This window comes from Pseudonocardia sp. D17 (assembly GCF_036984265.1).
GTDB lineage: Bacteria > Actinomycetota > Actinomycetes > Mycobacteriales > Pseudonocardiaceae > Pseudonocardia > Pseudonocardia benzenivorans.
On the sequence record NZ_BPRG01000060.1, the window covers coordinates 1 to 14,780 of the forward strand.

Genomic DNA, 14,780 nt, shown 5'->3' on the forward strand with positions numbered 1-14,780 from the left:
CCTGAAGAAGGCCGAGCAGTCGATGACCGACCGCGTCGTCGAGGCCTGCCAGACGCTGAAGTCCGCCGGGCGCACCCTGCGCTGAGGGCCGCCTGCGGGCTCGGGGCAGGATTGGCGCCATGAGTGAGCGTCAGCGAGCGAATCATCGGCACAGCGCGTGCGCGCAGCGCCGCCCGAGTCCCGGCGAGGGCGTGCGATGAGTCTGCACGGGAACCTGCTCGGCCCCGAGCCCACGCGGCTGCCCGTCGACCCGGCTGCGGCGGAGCTGGCGGGCGGTACGGATGCCAAGGCGGTCGCCGCCGCGCATCCCGCGTCCATGATCGCGTGGGCGACGCTGGCCGAGGACGCGCTCGCGTCCGGCGAGCCGGTCACGGCCTACGCCTACGCCCGCACCGGCTACCACCGCGGCCTCGACCAGCTGCGGCGCAACGGCTGGAAGGGTTTCGGTCCGATCCCGTGGTCGCACGAGCCCAACCGCGGGTTCCTGCGGGCCCTGGCCGCGCTGCTGCGGGCGGCCGAGGCGATCGGTGAGACCGACGAGGTCGAGCGCTGCCGCACGTTCCTGGCCGACTCCGACCCGGCCGCCCCGGGCGAGCTCGGCCTCTCCTGAGCGTCGGAGGCAGGCGGGCCGCCCCCGGTCGGGGCCGTGCCGTCGGCCGGGTGGCCCGGCGCGGGAACCGGGACACCCCGGACGGGCGTTCCGCGTCGGAACGTCCTCGCGGCGTCGCGGCGCCGTTCCACTCCGGTGACCTGGCGGTCACAATGGGTGGGAGAGAATGATGGGCGGCGGGGGGCGCCGGAACGGTCGACTCTTGGGGAGAGGTCGAGCAGCAGTGCAGTTCCTAGTCAGGTGGGTCATTCGTCCGCTCGCTCTACTGCTCTGGAGGCCGCGTGTCGAGGGCGCCGACGGCGTCCCGACGACCGGCCCGGTGATCTTCGCGTCCAATCACCGCGCCGCCGTCGACACAGCCGTGATCCCGCTGGTCACGCCGCGCCCGGTCGCGTTCCTGGCCAAGGCCGAGTACTTCACCGGTCGCAGTCTCAAGAGCCGCGTCGGCGCGCGGTTCCTCTCGGCGCTGGGCTACGTCCCGGTCGACCGCGGCAACGCCAAGGCCGGGCTCGCCGCGCTCGACGCGGGCCGCACCGTCCTCGAGGCGGGCGGCGCGTTCGGCATCTACCCGGAGGGCACGCGCTCGCTCGACGGCCGCCTGCACCGCGGGCACACCGGCGTCGCGACGCTCGCGCTCACCACCGGCGCGGTGGTCGTCCCGGTCGGCCTGGTGGGCACCGAGAAGGTGCAGCCCGTCGGGGCGAAGGTGCCGCGCATCAAGCCCGTCACCGTCCGGTTCGGCACGCCTCTCGACTTCTCGCGCTACGAGGGTCTCGAGAACTCGCCGGCCATCCGGCGCGCCGTGACCGACGAGGTGATGGACGCGATCGCCCAGCTCACCGGCCAGGAGTACGTCGACTCCTACCACCGCCGCCCGGACTCGTCCGCCGCCGCGTGAGGCGGTGGGGCCGGGCGTGCCCGCTCGGCGCCGGCCAGCACCGTCGACGTCCAGCCCGGGTGGGCCGCGACCGCCTCGGCGAGCGCCCGCTGCGCGCCGACGGCGTCGTGCCCGACGGCCGTGGCGAGGCTGCCGCGGCCCCGTAGCGACGTCAGGGACCAGTCGTCGCCGACGGCGCCGTCCGCCGAGTCGTCGCCCCACACGAGCACCTCGGTCGCCAGCACGCGACGTCCGCCGAGGTACGCGGACGAGGCGGTGAGCCCGGCGTCGCCGAGCTCCTGCGTCTGGTGCAGCAGCACCCGGTCCGACGTCGTGCCCGGAGCCGGACGCGCACGTTCGACCACCCGCGTCGTCCCGGCGTAGCGTCCCGACGGCTCGCCGCTGCGCCCCCCGACGAGCACCTCCCTGGCGCGCAGCCGTGCCGTCGGGTGCAGCGTCGCGTGCAGCAGCGTGCGGTGGTCGGCGCGGGAGGTCACGACCGTCGGCTCCGGCAGGTACTGCAGGCAGGCCCCGTCGTCGAGCTCGACGCGGACGGTCAGGGTGCTCGCCCGGCCGGCCCCGGGCAGCGCGACGGCCGCGGCGACGCCGGTGAGCACCAGCGCCGCCCCGGGCCCGACGCGGACGTCGAGCTCCACGTCGTCGCCCGCGAGCGGGGTGGTCGCGGACCCGACGAGGTGGACGGTCACCCCGGTGTCGAGGGCGCCGGCGACGCCGCGGCGCGGCACCAGCGACAGCGGCGACTCCGACCGCAGCTCGCGCACCACGCACCGGCCACCGGTGTCCCGCTCGACCGCGAGCACGGCGCGGGCGCGCACCTCAGGCCGCCGCGCGGACGGCGCCGACCTGCGCGAGCACCCACTCGCCGACGTCGGTGGCCCCCGGGTCGTGAACGAGCGACTGGGCGATGACCGGCAGCTCGCCGCGCATCCGGTGCGCATCCGAGGTCATGACGCCGAGGTCCGCGCCGACGAGCGGTGCCAGGTCGATCTTGTTGATGACGAGCAGGTCGGCGGTCGTGACGCCCGGCCCGCCCTTGCGCGGCACCTTGTCGCCGCCCGCGACGTCGACGACGAAGATCTGCCGGTCGACCAGACCCCGGCTGAACACGGCGGTGAGGTTGTCGCCGCCGGACTCGACGAGCACGAGGTCGAGGTCGCCGAACCGCTCCTCGAGCTTCTCGACGGCGTCGAGGTTCGCGGTGATGTCGTCGCGGATGGCGGTGTGCGGGCAGCAGCCGGTCTGGACGGCCTCGACGCGGTCGGGCGGCAGCACGGCGTTGCGGCGCAGGAAGTCGGCGTCCTCGGTCGTGTAGATGTCGTTGGTGACGACGGCGAGCCGGACCCGGTCGGCCAGGCTGCGCGCCAACGCCGCGACCAGCGCGGTCTTGCCGCTGCCGACCGGTCCGCCGATCCCGATCCGGACCGCCCGGCCGTGGGTGGGCGGGGTGTCGTGGTGGTCGGGCTCGGTCTCGGTCGGGTCGTAGGTCACCAGGTGACCGTGGCCGTGGCCGACGTGGTCCTCAGGACGCAAAGAGACGCACCTGCTCTCGGTGGTGGCGGACGTGGGACTGGGCCAGGAGGTCGAGCATCGGGGCCCCGGGTGCGGGGAGGTCGGCGGGCGCCCGGTCCGCCGCCGCGACGGCGAGCGCGACCACCTCGTCGACGGTCGGCGCCATCGCGACGATCGCGGCGTTGACGGCGATCGGGTCGAGGCCGAGCAGCCGGACGGCGGCCGAGGCCGGTCCGCTCACGGCCAGGTACGCGACGCACTGCGCGGCCTCGACGGGGTCGCCGCCCGCGATCCCGACGACCGCCCCGACGAGCAGCGGATGGTGCGGCCGCGGATGCGCCGCCACCAGCGCGTCGAGGACCGGGGACGGCCACGACGCGCGGGCGGCGCGCAGCGTGCCGCGACCCTGCGCGCGCGACGCGTCGCGTTGCGCCGCCGACGGGGTGCGCGCGTCGAGCTCGGCGTCCAGCGCCGCCCAGCACGGCTCCGCGGAGCCCGCGGCGACCGCCGCCGCCGCGGCGAAGGAGGCGGCGACGAGACCCGCGGTGCGCAGCCTCCCGTGCAGGAACGTGCCGAGATCGCCGACCCCGGTGACCAGCGCGCGGGCCACGGCCTCCTCCAGGCCGCCGGAGTGCACGTGGCCGCCGCCGGGGAACCGGGCGTCGGACAGGACGAGCGTGGTGAGGGTGGGCATCAGAACAGGAAGTAGCGCTGGGCCATCGGCAGCTCGGACACCGGGGCGGGCTCGACGACGTCGCCGTCGATCCGCACCTCGAAGGAGTCGGGATCGACCTTCACCGAGGGGGTCGCGTCGTTGAGCAGCATGTGGGCCTTGGTCACCGACCGGGTGTCCGCGACCGGCGCGGCCGGCTTCGCGAGGCCGAGCGACTCCAGCGACTGCGCCTCCAGCGCCGCGGGGGCGACGAAGTTCAGGCTCGTCGCCGCCGCGACCGCCGGTGCCGCGCCGAACATCGGCCGGGCCAGCACCGGCTGCGGGGTCGGGATCGACGCGTTGGCGTCGCCCATCGCGGCCCACGCGATGAACCCGCCCTTGAGCACGAGGTCGGGGCGGATGCCGAAGAACTTCGGGTCCCACAGCACGAGGTCGGCGAGCTTGCCGACCTCGACCGACCCGATCTCCTCGCCCATGCCGTGCGCGATCGCCGGGTTGATCGTGTACTTCGCGACGTAGCGCCGCGCCCGCAGGTTGTCGGCCTGCCCGTCGCCGGGCAGCGCGCCGCGGGCCGCCTTCATGACGTGCGCGGTCTGCCAGGTGCGGATGACGACCTCGCCGATGCGGCCCATGGCCTGCGAGTCCGAGCTCATCATCGAGATCGCGCCGATGTCGTGCAGCACGTCCTCGGCGGCGATCGTCGTCGGCCTGATGCGGCTCTCGGCGAACGCCAGGTCCTCGGGTACCGACGGGTTGAGGTGGTGGCAGACCATCAGCATGTCGAGGTGCTCGTCGAGCGTGTTGACGGTGTGCGGCCGGGTCGGGTTCGTCGAGCTGGGCAGGATGTTCCCCGTCCCGACGACCTCGATGATGTCCGGCGCGTGCCCGCCGCCGGCGCCCTCGGTGTGGAACGCGTTGATCGAGCGGCCGGCGATCGCCTCGACCGTCGACTCCAGGAAACCGGCCTCGTTGAGGGTGTCGGTGTGGATGGCGACCTGTACGCCGGACGCGTCCGCGACGCGCAGGCACGCGTCGATCGCCGCCGGGGTCGTCCCCCAGTCCTCGTGCAGCTTGAACCCGCCCGCGCCCGCCCGCAGCTGCTCCCAGAGCGCGTCGGTGCTGGTCGTGTTGCCCTTGCCCATCAGCAGGACGTTGACCGGCAGGTGGTCGAGCGCCTGGAACATCCGCGCGAGGTTGCGCGGCCCGGGCGTGACGGTCGTGGCCTTCGTGCCCTCGGCGGGCCCGGTGCCGCCGCCGCCCAGCGTCGTGAGCCCCGCGGCGAGCGCGGTGTCGACGAGCCCCGGAGTGATGAAGTGGACGTGGACGTCGATCCCACCCGCGGTGAGGATCTTGCCGTTCCCGGCGATGATCTCCGTGGACGGCCCGATGGGGAAGTCCACGCCGTCCATGGTGTCCGGGTTGCCCGCCTTGCCGATCCCGGTGATGCGCCCGTCGGTGATGCCGACGTCCGCCTTGACGACGCCCCAGTGGTCCAGGACCACCGCGCCGGTGATGACCAGGTCGGGGGCGCCCTCGGCCGAGGTCACCGTGGACTGACCCATGGACTCGCGGATGACCTTGCCGCCGCCGAAGATCACCTCGTCGCCCGAGGCCGGCCCACGGCTGCGGTCCTCGGTCACCTCGATCAGCAGGTTCGTGTCGGCCAGCCGGATGCGGTCGCCCGTCGTCGGGCCGAACAGGTCTGCATAGCGGGCCCGGTCGATGGCCGTCATGCGCCGTAGTTCCTCTCGGTGGGCTCCGCGGTGCGCTCGTCCAGGGCTCCGGCGTACTCGGCGCGCAGCCCGGACACCCGGCGGGCGCCGGCCAGCGGCACCAGGACGACCTCCTTCTCGACGCCCGGCTCGAACCGCACCGACGTGCCCGCAGGCACGTCGAGCCGGGTGCCCCAGGCGGCCGCACGGTCGAACGCCAGCCCGGGGTTGACGGCCGCGAAGTGGAAGTGGGAGCCGACCTGCACGGGCCGGTCACCGGTGTTGGTGACGACGAGCGTCGTGCGTTCCCGGCCCGGATTGAGCTCCACGGGCTCGTCACCGGGAATGACCTGTCCCGGGGCCCAGCCGCCCGCGGCGGCGCCTCCGCCCGCCATCAGACGATCGGGCTGTGCACGGTGACGAGCTTCGTGCCGTCCGGGAACGTGGCCTCGACCTGGACCGAGTCGATCATCTCGCCGACCCCGTCCAGCACGTCGGCGCGGCCGAGGACCTCGCGGCCGCTGGCCATCAGCTCGCTGACGGTCCGGCCGTCGCGGGCGCCCTCCAGCACGTGGTCGGTGATCAACGCGATGGCCTCGGGATGGTTCATCCGGAGGCCACGGGCTCGGCGGGTGCGTGCGACGTCGGCGGCGACGTGGACGAGCAGCTTGTCCCGCTCCTGGGGGCTCAGGTGCATGCGGACAGTTCTACGTTCGGGGTGTTACTCGCATGTTCCGAACGTGTTTCGCCATGCGCTGCAACGGGTCGCGGCGTCACGGGCGGACGAGCAACCAGTCCTCGGTGTGCCGGTACCACGTCCAGCGCGGCACCTCGCGCGGATGCTCCACCCCGTTCACGACGACCCGCGCCCCCACGCAGCCGATCTGCAGCGCGCGGCCCGTCGCCGCCCGGACCCCGCGCCCCGCCAGCGACGACACGCCCTGCGGACCGGGCGCGGCCAGCAGCCTGCGCACCGACCCCCTGACGACGAGCGTGTTGTCGCAGTAGGCCTCGCCGCGCAGGTTGCGCACCTCGCCGCGGCCGACGAGCACGCCCCCCGCGTCGTCGCGGATCAGCGGCACCGGCGACGCCGTTCCGTCGAGGGCCAGCGCCGCGGCCGCCGCCCGGTCGCGCGGCAGCCCCCAGGCCGCGGCCGCGGCCGAGCGGCGCGTCGTCGGCACGAACGCGACCTCGACCGCCCCGAGCAGCTCCCTGCGCAGCAGGCGCACCAGCACCGCCGCGAGGTCGGCGTCGGTCCCGGAGACGACGACCCGCCCCGGGCGCTGCTCGTCGAGCACCGGGTCGAGGTCGGTGCGGCCGGGCCGCGAGGGCAGCCGGACCGCCGGAACCGCGGCCAGTGCCGCGGGCACCCGGGCGAGACGTGCGCCCGGGCGACTACCGTGGAACGGAAGCCGCCGGCCCGTGGCCTCGTCCCCGACGGTCAGCAGCATCACCGAGGAATCGATCGTGCTCACTCTGATCGGTTACCCTCCCCGCCGCGGCGCGAAAGCGCGCCGCGGTCGCTCCGCGCGTCCAGGACTTGGAGTTTCACATGCCGGCGATCGTGCTGATCGGAGCCCAGTGGGGCGACGAGGGCAAGGGCAAGGCCACCGACATCCTCGGCGGCCAGGTCCAGTGGGTGGTGCGCTACCAGGGCGGCAACAACGCAGGCCACACCGTCGTCCTGCCCGACGGGCAGGATTTCGCGCTGCACCTGATCCCCTCCGGCATCCTGACGCCGGGGGTGCGCAACGTCATCGGCAACGGGGTGGTGGTCGACCCCGGGGTACTGCTCGAGGAGCTCAGCGGCCTGGAGGGCCGCGGCGTCGACACCAGCGGGCTCATGATCAGCGCCGACGCGCACCTGATCATGCCGTACCACATCGCGATCGACAAAGTCACCGAGCGCTTCCTCGGCAAGGCCAAGATCGGTACGACGGGCCGCGGCATCGGCCCCGCCTACCAGGACAAGGTCGCCCGCGTCGGCGTCCGCGCGGCCGACGTGCTCGACGAGAAGATCCTGCGGCAGAAGGTCGAGGCCGCGCTGGAGCTGAAGAACCAGATCCTCGTCAAGGTCTACAACCGCCGCGCCCTCGACGTCGACGAGGTCGTCGACACGGTGCTCGGCTGCGGGGAGCGCTTCAGCCACCGCATCGCCGACACGCGCCTGCTGCTGAACAAGGCGCTCGAGGCGGGCGAGACGATCCTGCTGGAAGGCTCGCAGGGCACCCTGCTCGACGTCGACCACGGCACCTACCCCTTCGTCACCAGCTCGAACCCGACCGCGGCCGGTGCCGCCGTCGGCTCCGGCATCGGGCCGAACAAGATCGACCGGGTCATCGGGATCCTCAAGGCCTACACCACACGCGTCGGCTCCGGCCCGTTCCCGACCGAGCTGCACGACGAGTGGGGCGAGCGGCTGCGCAAGGTCGGCGGCGAGGTGGGCGTGACCACCGGGCGGCCCCGCCGCTGCGGCTGGTTCGACGCCGTCATCGGCCGGTACGCGGTGCGGGTCAACGGCATCACCGACTACTTCCTCACCAAGCTCGACGTCCTGTCGGGTCTGGAGACCGTGCCGATCTGCGTGGCCTACGAGGTCGACGGCAAGCGGGTCGACGACATGCCCATGACCCAGACCGACGTCCACCACGCCCTTCCGATCTACGAGGAGCTGCCGGGCTGGTTCGAGGACATCTCCGCCTGCCGCACCTTCGACGAGCTGCCCGCCAACGCCCGCGCCTACGTGCGTCGCATCGAGGAGCTCACCGGCGCCCCGGTCAGCGCCATCGGCGTCGGCCCCGGCCGCGACGAGACGATCACCCGCGACGTCTGAGCCCTCCGCGCTGTGTCCGTAAAGGTGAGCGGTCCGCGCGGGTGAGCCGCCCGGGTCGGTGAGCCGTCACGCAGGTGAGCCGCCCGCGCATGGGTCGTGGCCGAGCCGCGTCGGCCGCACTTCCGGGCGCAACCTCACTGCTGTTCTGGGCCGGGAATCCGACCGTGAGGTTGCGCGCGGGGTGCGGTCCTGACCGGGGTGCGTCCGGCGGTCAGGGCCGCAGTGGGCACGTCCGTCGGTCGGGGGCGCGCGGAGGGCTGCGTTCGACCTGGCGGTGATCGTCGTCTGCGGGACATGCGCGCTGGATGTGGCGTTCATGTCCCGTGAGTGGGGATCACCCCGCGGGGCCGCTCCGGGCGGTCGGCCGGGGGTGATCGTCGCCTGCGGGACATGCGTGCCGGGGAATGGCGCTCATGTCCCGCAATTGGTGATCACGCCGGTCTGAACGCGCACGTCGGACAACGCTCGCGTCCCGCGAACCGCGATCACCCTGCCGAACGCGTGCGGCAGTACGCCGCCCGCCGATCCGCGGGGAGTCGGTCAGGCGGCGCAGGTGCCGGTGTCGGCGCGCCGGGTCAGGTTGTCGGCGGCGTTGAGGGCGGCCGACACCTGGTCGGCGGTGAGGACGAAGCCGGTCTCGGAGTCGTCGAGCGCCGCCCCGAACACGACACCCAGCACCTGCCCGCCGGGGGTGATCATCGGACCGCCCGAGTTGCCGGACCGGACGACGGCGCGGATCGTGTAGACGTCTCGGGTGACGGTGCCGTTGTCGTAGATGTCGGGTCCGCGCAGCTGGATGCGGTCACGCACCTTGGCCGCGGTCGCGGTGTAGGGGCCGTCGAGCGGGTAGCCGAGCACGATCGCGTCGTCGCCGGCCCGACCCGCGTCGGGGGTGAAGGTCAGCGGATCGGCGTCGAGGTCGGGCACGGACAGGATGGCGACGTCGACCTCGGGGTCGTAGTAGACGACGGTCGCGGCGAGAGTGCGGGTGCGGCCGCCCCGGGACGGGACCTCGACCGAGGTCTGGTTCGTCCCCGCGACGACGTGCGCGTTCGTCATGACCCGCTGCGGGCCGACGACGAAGCCCGTGCCCTCCAGCTGCCGCTGGCACGAGGGCGCGCGGCCCCGGACCTTGAGGACGCTGCCGGCGACGTCGCGAACGACCTGGCTGCGGGCGAGCGCGGAGTCGGGCGGGCCGACGGCGGTGATCGGCGTCGGCGCGAAGGGGCTGAGGACGTCGGGGAACCCCGAGTCGTCGAGCAGCTGGCGCAGCTCGGCGGGGAGCTTGCGGGCGCCGGAGGGCATCACGGAGTCGACCGACTGCAAGACCTCGGAGCTGCGTACACTCGCCGCCAGCCCGGGGAAGCTCGCCGACGCCAGCGGGAGCGCGACCAGCCACGCCGCCACGACGACGGTGAACGCCTGCAGCAGCGAGCCGAGCGCGGAGTCGACCTTGAGCGTGCGCTCGCCGGTGATCCGGTCGCGGATGCGCCTCCCGAAGAAGACACCCGTCGTCTCCCCGAGCGCCACGAGCAGCACGACGACGACGATGCTCACGATCACCCGCGTGTGCTGCGAGGTGATCCCGGAGACGATGAGCGGGGCCAACCGCACGCCGAGGATGGCGCCGCCGAGGACGCCGACGAACGACAGGAACGCCACGGCCATCCCGTGGCGCCATCCCGAGACACCGGCGACGATCGCCAACAGCACGACGACGATGTCGACCCAGCTGATGCTCACGCCGTACCTCGCTCCGCTCGGTCCGACGCTTCGCACTGCTGCTGTGTCGACGGTTCGCTCGCACGCTCGCTCACGCGAGGACCCCGGTCATCCCCCGGCGACCTCCCGCCCAGTCGATCCGTCGCCGCGGGCATCCAGCGCTTCGGCGAGACTCAGCGTGCGCGACGGGGTCCACGGCCTTTCCCAACCCCCTGCATGCAACAGCGCGGACAATAAGCCCCCGGTGAAACCCCATACGAACAGCCCCGGCACCAGGAACGCCGGGCCCGTCCCGCCCGAGGGATGCCGGACGCTGATCCGGTTGGCGGGATCGGCGAGCTGCGCGAGCGGGACGCGCGCCACGCGAGCCGTCTCACCGGGATCGACGGCCCGCACCGCGACCGGTCGCGCCCAGTGCGCGAGTACCGGCGTCACGACGAATCCCGACGGCGGGACGAACAGGTCCGACAGCGTCGAGAGCGGTACGACGCCGGACGCCGCGAGCCCTGTCTCCTCCTCGGCCTCGCGCAGCGCGGCGCCCACGGGCCCGGAGTCGCCGGGGTCGATGCCCCCGCCCGGGAACGCCACCTGGCCGGCGTGGTTGCGCAGCCGGGCGGACCGCTCGGCGAGCAGGATGTCGGGACCGTCGGGGCCCTCGCCGAACAGGACGAGCACCGCGGCGCGGCGGCCGCCCTCGACGGGCGGGACGCGCCGGGCGGCGATCTGGGCGGGGTCGAAGTCGCGGGTGCGTTCGACCAGCGGGGCCAACCAGTCCGGGGCCTGGCCCGGGAAGAGCTCCTCGCTCACGGTTTCGCTCCGTGCCGGGCGACCGCGGCGGCGACGTCGTCGGCCGAGGTGAACGGGACCGGCGGCAGGATGGGGGTGACCGTGCCGTCGGCGTCGACGAGGTAGCTCACGGGCACCGCGGGCGGCAGCGAGAGCGCGGCGGCGAGCGTCCCGTCGGGATCGGCGACCGAGGGCAGCTTGATCCCCAGGTCGGCGAGCAGCGTGAGCGCGGGGCCCGGCTGGTCGCGGACGTCGATGCCGATCACCGGTACCGCCCCGGGGCGCGCCGCGTACTCGGCCAGCGCCGGCAGCTCCGCCCGGCAGGGCGCGCACCACGACGCCCACACGTTGAGCAACGCGCGCCTGCCCGCGAGGGCTGCGCCGAGGTCGACGGTCCCGCCCGTGCCGAGACAGGGCACGGACACCCCGGCCAGCGGCCCCGCGGCCGGGGCCCCGGACGGTGCGGGGCAGGGCGGCAGGGCGGCGCGCGCCTGCAGGGCGGTGACGTCGGCGTCGGACGTGGCGGCCGTGCCCGTTGCGCCCGACCCGCCCGCCGACCCGTCGGAGGAACCGCCCGGCCAGAGCGCGACGACGCCGAGCGCGACGAGCACCACGACGACGACCGTCGTGACGATCTCCGCCCGCCGCCCGCGCAGCGCGGCTCGGTTCATCGCCCCCGCCTGCGGATCGGGCCGGTCACGCGGAGGCGTCCGGCGACGCGGGCACGGTGGGACCGAGGCCGGCCAGCGCCAGCAGATGGTCGCGCTCCGGGCCCTTGACCAGCGGCGCGGCCTTCTCGGGATCGGTCGGTCCCGCGCCGAACGCCGGACAGTCGACGGCCAGCGTGCACACCCCGCACGCGGGTTTGCGCGCGTGGCAGACGCGGCGGCCGTGGAAGATCACCTGGTGCGACACGATCGTCCAGTCGCGCTTGGCGACCAGCGCGCCGACCGCGTGCTCGACCTTGACCGGGTCCTCCTCGTCGGTCCAGCCCCAGCGCCGGACGAGGCGGCCGAAGTGCGTGTCGACCGTGATCCCGGGGACGCCGAAGGCGTTGCCGAGCACGACGTTGGCCGTCTTGCGGCCGATCCCCGGCAACGTGACCAGGTCCTCGAGGCGGGCAGGGAGCTCGCCGTCGAACCTGTCGACGACCGCCTGCCCGAGCCCGATGAGCGACGACGTCTTGTTGCGGTAGAAGCCGGTCGGCCGGATCAGCTCCTCCAGCTCCGTGCGGTCGGCCTGCGCGTAGTCGAGCGCCGTGCGGTAGCGCGCGAACAGGGCCGGCGTGACCTCGTTGACCCGCACGTCGGTGGTCTGCGCCGACAGCACCGTGGCGACGGCCAGCTCGAGGGGCGTGGTGAAGTCGAGCTCGCAGTGCGCGTCGGGATAGGCGGCGGCCAGCGCGCGCAGGATCCGGCCGACGCGCCGGGCCCGGCCGATCGAGCTCTCGCCCGCGGCGACACGGGCCGCGAGCCGTGCCGCGCTGCGCCGATCCGGCAGCGTCCGGGCAGGGGTGCTCACGACCCCGAGACTACGTGCGCGGACCGACACGCCCCGACCGGTGTCCGCGCCGTGGCCGTTCGCCGAGTAGGTCACGAATGAGTATCGGCCGCAGCGGTTCGCCGCCCCCGGTGCGCGCCGACCGTCCCGGGTGCGGAATCATCCCCCGTGACATGACTGCATGGCTTTCCGTCCTCGTACCGCTGCTGGTGATGTTCTTCGCGCTCGGCATGGAGCGCGTCGAGTCCCGGCTGCGCGACGCCACCATGCCCCAGGACGAGCTCGACGAGATGCTCGAGCGGCCGCGCCCGGAGGAGGTCAGGGCGATGTTCCGGCAGGGGACCGCCCGGGCTCTGGAGCTCTTCCGGCTGCGCAACCGGCGCCCCGGCAAGCGCAAGCCCGCGTCCGAGAGCAAGATCGCCTCTTGACGCGTGAGGCCGGTGGGTACGGGTCCACCCCTCGGACGGGTGGATGTCGGGGTGACCGCTCGTCGCAGTTCGGGCACTTACCCCCTAGACTGACGCGCCGATGATCCGCGCCGACCGGCGACGGATGACATGAGGAGCGGGACTGTGGACGAGGTTCTGATCCGCGCCGGGATCTTCCAGGGCGTGGAACCACATGCGGCGGAGGTGCTCGCGCAGGCGCTGGAGTCCGCCGAGTTCCCGCGCGGGCACGTCATCTTCTCCGAGGGTGAGCCCGGCGACCGTCTCTACATCATCGGCAGCGGCAAGGTGAAGATCGGCCGGAAGTCGCCGGACGGTCGCGAGAACCTGCTCATGGTCGCCGGGCCGTCGGACATGTTCGGCGAGCTGTCGATCTTCGACCCGGGGCCGCGCACGTCGTCGGCCACGGCGGTCACCGAGGTCCGCGCGTACACGATGGACCGCGGCGCGCTGCGCGAGTGGATCGGCAAGCGCCCCGAGATCGCGGAGCAGCTGCTGCGCGTGCTCGCCCGTCGCCTGCGCCGCACCAACAACATGCTGGCCGACCTGATCTTCACCGACGTCCCCGGTCGGGTCGCCAAGTCGCTGCTGCAGCTCGCGCGCCAGTTCGGGTCGCAGGAGTCGGGTCTGCTGCGGGTCACCCACGACCTGACGCAGGAGGAGATCGCGCAGCTCGTCGGCGCGTCGCGCGAGACCGTCAACAAGGCGCTCGCCGACTTCGCGCACCGCGGCTGGCTGCGGCTCGAGGGCAAGAGCGTGCTGATCCTGGAGCCCGAGCGGCTCGCGCGCCGCGCCCGTTAGCCGCCGCGTAACCCACTGGCACCGACCGCACCCGACATGTGAATGTCGGAGGCGTGTCCGTTTCGCTCTCCGACTACCGCGCCGCGGTCCGTACCCCCGGCGCGGCGGTCCCCGTGCTCGGCTCGGCGCTGGGCCGGCTGCCGATCGCGATGTACGGCCTCGCCGTCCTGCTCCACGTGCAGCGCACGACCGGGTCGTTCGCGTCCGCGGGTCTCGTCTCGGCCGGCATCCTGGTCGGGATGTCGGTCGGCGCGGTGGCGCAGGGCCGGATCATGGACCGCCGCGGTCCCGCCCGGGTGCTGCTCGTCGTCGCCGCGCTGTTCGCCGGGGCGTCGGCCCTGCTGCTCGTGCTCGTCGCGACCGGACGGCCGCTCGGCGCGCTGGTGGCCGCCGCGGTGCTCGCGGGCGCGACGATGCCGGCGCTGCCCGGAGCCTCGCGCTCACTGTGGACGGCGCTGCTGCCGCCCGGCCCGCGACGCGACGCCGGCTACGGCTACGAGGCGATCAGCCTCGAGGTGTTCTTCATCCTCGGTCCGGCCGTTGCGGCGTTCCTCGTCGCCGCGCCGTGGCCCGGCACCGGCGCGCTGGTGGCGGCGTCCGCGATGGTCGTCGGGACCGTGGTGTTCGCGTGCAGCCGGGCCGTCCGCGCGGTGCGCGGCGTCCCGCGCCGGACCGGTCGTTCGGTGCTCGGTGCGCTCGCGAGTCCCGGGATGCGCACCGTCGCGCTCGCGTCGCTGGGGTTCGGTGTCGTCGTCGGAACGGTCGAGGTCGGGGTGCCCGCGGTGACGTCGGCGGCCGGGTCCGCCGCCCTCGGCGGTGTCCTGCTCTCGGCCTGGTCGGTGACGTCGGTACTGGGCGGGCTGGGCTACGCGGCCCGGCCGTGGCCGCGCCCGCTGCACCTGCGGCTCCCGGTCCTGCTGGTCGGCTTCGCGGTCGCGGTTGCCGCCATGACCCTCGCCGCGGCGACGGGCTCGGTCGTCGCGACGGCACTGGTCATGCTCGTGGCCGGGGCCCTGATCACCCCGCAGACGACGGCCCACTCCGTCGCGATCGACGTCGTCGTCGCGGAGGGGTCGGGCACGGAGGCGTTCGGGTGGGTCGTCACGGCCGCGACGGTGGGCATCGCCGCGGGGCAGTCCGGGGCAGGTGTCGTCGTCGAGGCGATCGGGCCGCACGCGGCGTTCCTGGTCGGCGGCGTGGGCGGACTCGTCGTCGCCGCCGTGCTGTGGCTGCGGCGTGCTTCCGTCGAGTCCGCCGCGACCCCCGAGGCCGTGCCCGCCTGACCCAGCC

17 protein-coding genes are annotated in these 14,780 nt (G+C 74.1%); 6 read left to right on the top strand and 11 right to left on the bottom strand.

Going from position 1 to position 14,780, the window contains the following annotated elements; translation table 11 throughout:
- Positions 1-196 precede the first annotated feature (196 nt).
- Entirely contained in the window at positions 197-610 is a 414-nt protein-coding gene (locus PSD17_RS12730) for a DUF3151 domain-containing protein (RefSeq protein ID WP_339122739.1), read from the top strand.
- Between the two features lie 169 nt (positions 611-779).
- Positions 780-1,508 (top strand): lysophospholipid acyltransferase family protein, encoded by a 729-nt coding sequence (locus tag PSD17_RS12735; protein ID WP_339122740.1) that lies wholly within the window; start codon positions 780-782, stop codon positions 1,506-1,508.
- Here the strand turns inward: PSD17_RS12735 and PSD17_RS12740 are convergent.
- The 7 genes from PSD17_RS12740 to PSD17_RS12770 all read right to left on the bottom strand — a co-directional run bounded on the left by PSD17_RS12740 (position 1,472) and on the right by PSD17_RS12770 (position 6,877).
- Complete coding sequence (locus tag PSD17_RS12740) at positions 1,472-2,323, bottom strand: urease accessory protein UreD (RefSeq protein WP_339122741.1); 852 nt, start codon at positions 2,321-2,323, stop codon at positions 1,472-1,474. The two genes, PSD17_RS12735 and PSD17_RS12740, sit on opposite strands and share 37 nt — an antisense overlap.
- A gap of 1 nt (position 2,324) precedes the next feature.
- Entirely contained in the window at positions 2,325-3,038 is a 714-nt protein-coding gene (ureG, locus tag PSD17_RS12745; protein WP_339122742.1) for an urease accessory protein UreG, read from the bottom strand.
- Positions 3,028-3,711 (bottom strand): urease accessory protein UreF, encoded by a 684-nt coding sequence (locus PSD17_RS12750; RefSeq protein WP_339122743.1) that lies wholly within the window; start codon positions 3,709-3,711, stop codon positions 3,028-3,030. The genes ureG and PSD17_RS12750 overlap by 11 nt, the downstream gene beginning before the upstream one ends.
- Positions 3,711-5,423, bottom strand: a complete 1,713-nt coding sequence (locus PSD17_RS12755; RefSeq protein WP_339122744.1) for an urease subunit alpha — start codon at positions 5,421-5,423, stop codon at positions 3,711-3,713. Before PSD17_RS12755 ends, PSD17_RS12750 begins: the two co-directional genes overlap by 1 nt.
- Entirely contained in the window at positions 5,420-5,797 is a 378-nt protein-coding gene (locus PSD17_RS12760; protein ID WP_013678487.1) for an urease subunit beta, read from the bottom strand. Before PSD17_RS12760 ends, PSD17_RS12755 begins: the two co-directional genes overlap by 4 nt.
- On the bottom strand, positions 5,797-6,099 hold the full coding sequence (locus PSD17_RS12765) for an urease subunit gamma (RefSeq protein ID WP_339122745.1): 303 nt from the start codon (positions 6,097-6,099) through the stop codon (positions 5,797-5,799). Before PSD17_RS12765 ends, PSD17_RS12760 begins: the two co-directional genes overlap by 1 nt.
- Before the next feature lie 76 nt (positions 6,100-6,175).
- On the bottom strand, positions 6,176-6,877 hold the full coding sequence (locus PSD17_RS12770) for a hypothetical protein (protein ID WP_339122746.1): 702 nt from the start codon (positions 6,875-6,877) through the stop codon (positions 6,176-6,178).
- Positions 6,878-6,954: 77 nt separating this feature from the next.
- On the opposite strand from PSD17_RS12770, the gene PSD17_RS12775 reads away from it, so the two are divergent.
- Positions 6,955-8,235, top strand: a complete 1,281-nt coding sequence (locus tag PSD17_RS12775) for an adenylosuccinate synthase (RefSeq protein ID WP_103383724.1) — start codon at positions 6,955-6,957, stop codon at positions 8,233-8,235.
- 540 nt (positions 8,236-8,775) lie between these two features.
- Here PSD17_RS12775 and PSD17_RS12780 read toward each other — a convergent pair.
- From PSD17_RS12780 to nth, 4 genes are all read right to left on the bottom strand, one after another.
- Positions 8,776-9,972: a MarP family serine protease gene (locus tag PSD17_RS12780; RefSeq protein ID WP_041763019.1), complete on the bottom strand. Its 1,197-nt coding sequence runs from the start codon at positions 9,970-9,972 to the stop codon at positions 8,776-8,778.
- A 93-nt stretch (positions 9,973-10,065) separates the two neighbouring features.
- Positions 10,066-10,764: an NUDIX hydrolase gene (locus PSD17_RS12785; RefSeq protein WP_339122747.1), complete on the bottom strand. Its 699-nt coding sequence runs from the start codon at positions 10,762-10,764 to the stop codon at positions 10,066-10,068.
- Complete coding sequence (locus tag PSD17_RS12790) at positions 10,761-11,414, bottom strand: TlpA family protein disulfide reductase (RefSeq protein ID WP_339122748.1); 654 nt, start codon at positions 11,412-11,414, stop codon at positions 10,761-10,763. The genes PSD17_RS12785 and PSD17_RS12790 overlap by 4 nt, the downstream gene beginning before the upstream one ends.
- A gap of 25 nt (positions 11,415-11,439) precedes the next feature.
- On the bottom strand, positions 11,440-12,183 hold the full coding sequence (gene nth / locus PSD17_RS12795) for an endonuclease III (RefSeq protein WP_445261009.1): 744 nt from the start codon (positions 12,181-12,183) through the stop codon (positions 11,440-11,442).
- A 233-nt stretch (positions 12,184-12,416) separates the two neighbouring features.
- Between nth and PSD17_RS12800 the strand changes: the two genes are divergently transcribed.
- From PSD17_RS12800 to PSD17_RS12810, 3 genes are all read left to right on the top strand, one after another.
- Positions 12,417-12,671, top strand: coding sequence for a hypothetical protein (locus tag PSD17_RS12800; RefSeq protein WP_041760192.1), 255 nt, complete (start codon positions 12,417-12,419; stop codon positions 12,669-12,671).
- 144 nt (positions 12,672-12,815) lie between these two features.
- Positions 12,816-13,490 carry a Crp/Fnr family transcriptional regulator gene (locus tag PSD17_RS12805; RefSeq protein ID WP_013678478.1) on the top strand — a complete coding sequence of 225 codons (675 nt, stop codon included), beginning with the start codon at positions 12,816-12,818 and terminating at the stop codon, positions 13,488-13,490.
- Positions 13,491-13,543: 53 nt separating this feature from the next.
- Positions 13,544-14,773 (top strand): MFS transporter, encoded by a 1,230-nt coding sequence (locus PSD17_RS12810; protein WP_339122750.1) that lies wholly within the window; start codon positions 13,544-13,546, stop codon positions 14,771-14,773.
- Positions 14,774-14,780: the final 7 nt, after the last annotated feature.